The sequence below is a fragment of the Allobosea sp. RIT-PG3_2 genome (assembly GCF_057321085.1).
Map to the genome: position 1 here is coordinate 1,262,791 of NZ_JBXWCA010000001.1, position 6,017 is coordinate 1,268,807.

Annotated in this window: 7 protein-coding genes; 2 read left to right on the top strand and 5 right to left on the bottom strand. The window is 66.8% G+C overall.

The window, feature by feature from the left end; genetic code table 11:
* The gene (locus AC2FAN_RS05820) at positions 1 to 729 is read left to right on the top strand and encodes a DUF1028 domain-containing protein (RefSeq protein WP_485173031.1); all 729 of its coding nucleotides are present in this window, start codon (positions 1 to 3) and stop codon (positions 727 to 729) included.
* Between the two features lie 85 nt (positions 730 to 814).
* Positions 815 to 1,405, top strand: coding sequence for a hypothetical protein (locus tag AC2FAN_RS05825; RefSeq protein ID WP_485173032.1), 591 nt, complete (start codon positions 815 to 817; stop codon positions 1,403 to 1,405).
* Between the two features lie 107 nt (positions 1,406 to 1,512).
* On the opposite strand, the gene AC2FAN_RS05830 is transcribed toward AC2FAN_RS05825, so the two are convergent.
* From AC2FAN_RS05830 to AC2FAN_RS05850, 5 genes are all read right to left on the bottom strand, one after another.
* Positions 1,513 to 2,634 carry an alanine racemase gene (locus AC2FAN_RS05830; protein WP_476807136.1) on the bottom strand — a complete coding sequence of 374 codons (1,122 nt, stop codon included), beginning with the start codon at positions 2,632 to 2,634 and terminating at the stop codon, positions 1,513 to 1,515.
* Positions 2,631 to 3,089 carry a RidA family protein gene (locus tag AC2FAN_RS05835; protein ID WP_476807135.1) on the bottom strand — a complete coding sequence of 153 codons (459 nt, stop codon included), beginning with the start codon at positions 3,087 to 3,089 and terminating at the stop codon, positions 2,631 to 2,633. The genes AC2FAN_RS05830 and AC2FAN_RS05835 overlap by 4 nt, the downstream gene beginning before the upstream one ends.
* 52 nt (positions 3,090 to 3,141) lie before the next feature.
* On the bottom strand, positions 3,142 to 3,624 hold the full coding sequence (locus tag AC2FAN_RS05840; RefSeq protein WP_485173033.1) for a GNAT family N-acetyltransferase: 483 nt from the start codon (positions 3,622 to 3,624) through the stop codon (positions 3,142 to 3,144).
* A 144-nt stretch (positions 3,625 to 3,768) separates the two neighbouring features.
* A complete protein-coding gene (locus tag AC2FAN_RS05845; RefSeq protein WP_485173034.1) occupies positions 3,769 to 4,932 on the bottom strand; it encodes an amidohydrolase/deacetylase family metallohydrolase in 1,164 nt (387 codons plus the stop codon).
* A gap of 18 nt (positions 4,933 to 4,950) precedes the next feature.
* Positions 4,951 to 5,886, bottom strand: a complete 936-nt coding sequence (locus AC2FAN_RS05850) for an N-carbamoyl-D-amino-acid hydrolase (protein WP_485173035.1) — start codon at positions 5,884 to 5,886, stop codon at positions 4,951 to 4,953.
* Positions 5,887 to 6,017: the final 131 nt, after the last annotated feature.

Genomic DNA, 6,017 nt, shown 5'->3' on the forward strand with positions numbered 1-6,017 from the left:
ATGACCTGGTCCATCGTCGCCCGCGACGCCGCGACCGGCGCCTATGGCGTCGCCGTCTCGACCTGCGCCTTCGCCGTCGGCTCGCGCGTGCCCTTTGGCGGCGGGCGGATCGGCGCCATCGCGACGCAGGCCTTCGTCAATCCGCTCTACGGCCTCGATGGCCTGCGGCTGCTGCAGGAGGCGCGCTCGGCCGTCGAGATCGTCGCGACATTGACGGCGGCCGACGAAGGCCGCGCCCATCGCCAATTGCACGTCATCGACCGTGATGGCCGGATCGCCGCCCATACCGGCGCGGCCTGTATCGACTGGTGCGGGGCGGTGGACGGGCCGCAGGTCTCTGTCGCCGGCAACATGCTCGCGGGCCCCCAAGTCGTGCAGGACACCCTCAAGGCCTACATCGCCTCCTCGGCACTGGACTTCGATGAGCGGCTGCTGGTGGCGCTGGAGGCGGGCGAGAAGGCCGGCGGCGACAAGCGTGGCCGGCAATCAGCCGCGATCCGCATCTGGAACGGCGAGCCGGTGCCGAGCTTCGACATCCGCGTCGACGATCATGCCGATCCGCTGGCGGAGCTGCGCCGGCTCTGGCGCATCGCGCATCAGCGCTATGTGCCGTTCCAGCAGGCTTCGCCCTCGCGTGGACGCCCGGCCGGCGTCACCGACCGGGCCGAACTGGACAGGCTCTGCGAGGACTACGCCGCCCATTGGAACGCCCGGCACCCGGCAGCCTGATCCGGCGAGCCGCGTTCTCGGAGCCTGCAGGCCGTGGTAAGCTGACGTTTCGTCACCTTACCCACCGAGCCTGCGGGAGGCGCTGATGGCCGATCCGGACACCGAAGCCCTTCAGCGCCGGATCGCCGCGCTCGAAGCCCAGATCGCGCTTCTCACGCAAGCGATCTCCGCCGACCGAGGTGGCAATGTCGTCATCAATGCACCGGGATCGCTGACCGTGAATTGCGGCCTTGGCATCGCGCTCAGCGCCGGCAGTTCCATGACGCTGACGTCCGGAGGCGGCTTGGCCATGACCGCCGGCGGCCATGCCAGCCTCGCCGTCGGTAACCGCCTGCGCGTCAGCAGCAGCCAGGAGATCGCCCTTGAAACGCGCAGTTTCAGCGTCGCCGCGGCGATCGGCTGCGAGATCCACAGTGGGCAGAACTTCACCGTCACCTCCGGCAAGGACATGGCGATGAGCGTCGGAAAGGATATGGCGGTCCGCGTCGGGAAGACGCTCTCGATCGAGAGTGCCGATGCGACCACGCTGAAAAGTGGCGACGCCAAGCTGAATATGCGGAAGGACGGCAGCGTCGAGCTTCAGGGGCGCGACATCACGCTCAGGGCATCCGGACGCCTCGATGCCAAGGCGTCCGGCAATGTCACGATCAAAGGATCCAAGATCCTCCAGAACTGAGGCCGAGCATTTTCAAGCGAAGTGGCAGCCGGTTCGCGTGAAGAAAATGCGACCAAGCCAGGAAATGAAGCGCATCCGCGTTTCGCAGAAATGCGGATGCGCTTCAGTCAGGTCAACCGCCCACGCGCGGCGACCGGCAACTCGCCGATCAGCTTGTCGCCGCGCACGGTGACCAGCCGGTCGACCATGTTGACGACGACGCAGACATGGTTCGGGACGACCCGGACGACCTCGCCGACGACCGGCCGCTTGTTCGAGGCCGACAGGTCGAGGAAGCCGTGCTCCTCGGCGAATTGCGCGATCTTCGCCGCGGGATATTCGAGGATGTAGCCGTGGCCCTCGAGATTGCCCTTGTCGCTGGTCAGCGTCTTGGAGCCTGAATCGAGGATGCCCCGCTCCGCCCCAGCCCGGCTCACCACCGTCGCATAGACCGTGAGCGCGCAATCCTCCAGCGTCGCGACGCCGGCCGCGATCTGCATGCGGTCGTTGAAGATCGAGGTGCCCGAGCGGTGCTCGGTCGCGCCCTTCAGCTTGCCCATGTTGGGGATGTTGGGCGAGCCGCCGGTCGAGATGATATCGGCCTTGAGGCCGGCATCGCGCAGGCCGGCATTGGCGGTGTCGAGGAAGATCTGCGTGCGCTCCCAGCCGTCCTCGGGCGGGTACATCAGGAAGCCGGCGAAGCGCAGGCCCGGCGAGGCCGCGACCATCTTCGCAAGTTCCACCGCCTCGTTCGGCGTCTCGACGCCGGCGCGCTTGCGGCCGGTATCGCATTCGATGACCACCTCCAGATCACGGCCTGCGATCTCGCCGGCGCGCGGCAGGCCGGAGATGGTGACGGGGTTGTCGGCGGCGACGATCATCCGCACGCGGCGCTGGAGCGCGCCGAGGCGGCCCAGCTTCTCCTCGCCGAGGATGTTGTAGCTGATCATGATGTCGTCGAGCCCGCCATCGGCCATGACCTCGGCCTCGCCGAGCTTCTGGCAGGTGATGCCGCGCGCGCCGGCCTCGACCTGCAGCCGCGCCAGCTCCGGCGATTTGTGCGTCTTGATATGCGGGCGGTTGGCGACTCCGGCTGCGTCGCAGGCGGCTTGGAGCCGCGCGATGTTGGCATCGACCTTGTCGAGATCGATCACCACGGCCGGCGTGCCGTAGACGCGCGCGATCTCGGCGGCCAGCGGCGTTGAGGCCGGCTGGTCGACAGCCTGCGATGTGGTCGCGGTGACGCTCATGGCAGCACCCGGATGATGACTTCGATCTCGACCGTCATGTTGTTCGGCAGCGAACCCATGCCGACCGCCGAGCGGGCATGACGGCCGCGATCACCGAGGACGGCGACGAACAGGTCCGAGCAGCCGTTGATGACCTTGGGCTGGTCGGCGAAATCGGGGGCGCCGTTGACCATGCCCAGCAGCTTGACCACCTCGACCTTGTCGAGCGAGCCGACCGCCTTCTTCATCGCCGCGAGCAGGCCGAGGCCCGTCTGCTTGGCGTGCTCATAGGCTTCCTCGATCGTGACGTCCTTGCCGACCTTGCCGGTCGGATAGGTGCCGTCCGCCCGCTTCGGGCCCTGGCCCGAGAGATAGACGATGTCGCCGACCTGCTTGAAGCTGACATAGGTGGCGATCGGCGTCGGCACCTCCGGCAGGGTCAAACCCAGTTCCTTCAGCTTGTCTTCGGCGCTCATGGCGTTTCTCTCCTCAATCCTTCGCCGGCATCTGTCGCGCCGGCCCTTGGGCTCAAACCTGTAATTCGCGGCGCATGTAGCGGGCCGCATCGTCATAGCTGGCGAGCTTGCGACCAAGCACGGGGTCATGCACCTCGCGAAAGCCCTGGCGCCGCCAGAAGCCGGTCGAATCGTTGACCGCGACCAGCGCGAGGCTGGTGCAACCGCCCAACGCGGCATGATCCGCAATTTGCGCGACGATCCCGCCGGCAGCGCCGCCGCCCCTGCCTTCGGGCAGAAGCGCGAGATCGTGGATATACCAGTTCCGCGTGCCCTGCGGGATCTCGCCGAGCAGCGAGTTCAGCGCCGGCACCATGGCCTCGGGCCAGGGGTGGCTGACGAGATAGCCCAGCAGGACACCGCCTTCGCCGGCCAGAACATGGCAGCCCTCAGGCGCCAGCCGCAACCGCTCGGCGAAGACCGCCTCATCCTCGGGATAATCCGGATGCACGACGGCCGCGATCCCCATGACGGCCGGCAGATCGGCCGGCGCCATCAGGCGCCACCCCCCTCGCCCGTCATGCTCGGGCTTGACCCGAGCATCTCCCGCCGAAGGAGTCTCCTGCGCGCCAACGCCCCGAGATTCCCGGGTCTGCGCTTCGCTTCGCCCGAGAATGACGCCGCGTGTCGCGCGCGGCAATTAAGCCGCGACCTTCGGGAACTTGCTCGTCCGCTTCGGGTGCCACCATTTGCCCTTGAGCACGACACCTTCGGAGGCGATCTTCCTGTCGCCGATCAGGTGCTCGCCGACGACGTCGACATAGTCGAACTTGCCTTCCCTGACGGTCAGGATGGTCGCGTCGCCGAGCGAGCCGACCTTGAGCGAGCCGTACTCGGTCCGCTTCAGCGCCATGGCGGCGTTCACGGTCGAGGCGGCGATGACGTTGTTCAGGCTCATGCCCATGCAGAGGAACTTCGACATGGTGGTGACCTGGTCGAAGGCCGGGCCGTCGATGCAGAGCTTGTGCACGTCAGACGAGATCACGTCCGGCTCGAAGCCGTTGGCGAGCATGGCGCGCGTCGTCTTGAAGGAGAACGAGCCCTTGCCGTGGCCGATGTCGAAGATGACGCCGCGCTTGCGGGCAGCCAGCACCTCCGGCTTCACCGTGCCCTGCGCGGTCGCGGGCGCATTCGGGAAGGGGCGGAAGGCGTGGGTCAGCACGTCGCCCGGCCGGAGCATGCCGATGACTTCCTCATAGGACGGCGGCGGATGGTCGATATGGCACATCAGCGGCATGCCGACCTCGTTGGCGACCTGCAGCGCGATGTTGAGCGGCACAATGCCGGAGTTGCCCGAGGCATGCAGGCCGACGCGGACCTTGATGCCGACGATGTAATCGCGGTTCTTGTCGGCGACCTCGACGCAGTCGATCGGGTTCATCAGGCGCAGATCGCCGCTCTCTCCGACCATGACCCGGTGGTCGAAGCCGTAGATGCCGGCATGCGAGACGTGGAGATAGGCGAGGATGCGCGCCTGGCTCTGCTCGATCACATGCTTGCGGAAACCGGGCCAGTTGCCGGGGCCGGCAGAGCCGGTGTCGACCGAGGTGGTGACGCCAGAAAGGCGGCAGAACTCGTCGGCGTCGATGCCGAGCGAGGTGCCGCCCCAGTAGACATGGGTGTGCAGGTCGATCAGGCCCGGCGAGACGATGTAGCCGGAGACGTCGCGGATCTCCTTGGCGCCCTTCAGGTCCTTGCCGAAGCCGGACACCTTTCCGTCCGTGAAGGCGACGTCGAGAATGCCGTCATGCTTCTGCGACGGGTCGATGACGCGGCCGCCCTTCAGGATGAGATCGTGGGTCATTTTAGTCCTCTAGGATGATCAAACCGGGGAGACGGCGCCCTTGCGCTCGACGATGAGGCCATAGGCCTGCGGCTCGCGATGCCTGGCGAAATTGAAGGTCGAGGCCTTATAGCTCTTTCCGAGGTCCATGTCGCAACGGGCGACGACCAGTTCATCGCCCTCGGTCACGGCCTGCGCGACGACCTCTCCGGTCGGCGCGATGATGCAGGAGCCGCCGATCTGGTCGACGCCGGCCTCGGGCCCTGCCTTGGCGACGCCGACGACCCAGGTGGCGTTCTGATAGGCGCCGGCCTGCATCACGAGCTGGTTGTGGAAATTGCCGAGCCGGTCATGGTCCGGAGCCGGCGGGTTGTGCTTGGGCGTGTTGTAGCCGAGCACGACCAGCTCGACATCCTGCAGGCCCATGGAGCGGTAGCTCTCCGGCCAGCGGCGATCGTTGCAGATCATCATGCCGATATTGGCGTCCATCGTCCGCCAGACCGGCCAGCCGAGATTGCCGGTCTCGAAATAGCGCTTCTCGAGATTCTGGAACGGTGCGGCCGGGCGATGCTCGGGATGCCCCGGCAGATGGATCTTGCGATACTTGCCGACGATCGAGCCGGTCTTGTCGACCAGGATCGCGGTGTTGAAGCGGCGCTTGCGGCCCTCCTCGAAGGCGAGCTCGCAATAGCCGAGATGAAAGCCGATGCCGAGGCGCGCCGCTTCCGCGAAGAGCGGCGCGGTCTCGTTCGAGGGCATCGCCGTCTCGAACCAGCTGTCGATCTCGTCCTCGTCGTCGATCCACCAATGCGGGAAGAAGGCGGTGAGCGCCGCTTCCGGATAGACGACGAGATCGGCGCCGTGCCCCTTGGCCTGCCGCATCAGCTCGATCAGCCGGGCGACGGCCGAGGCCCGGCTTTCATCGCGCTGGATGGGGCCGAGCTGGGCGGCGGCGACGGTGAGGATACGGGTCACGTCATAGGCTCCGGATGAAGATCACCCTGCGACGAAGGCTTTCAAGCACTGAGCCGGCGCGTCAAGCGCCGGCAATGCAGGGCGAGGGTTGTTCCAGCGGCAGGGCTGGCTTTCAGAGGGACTTGGCGAGA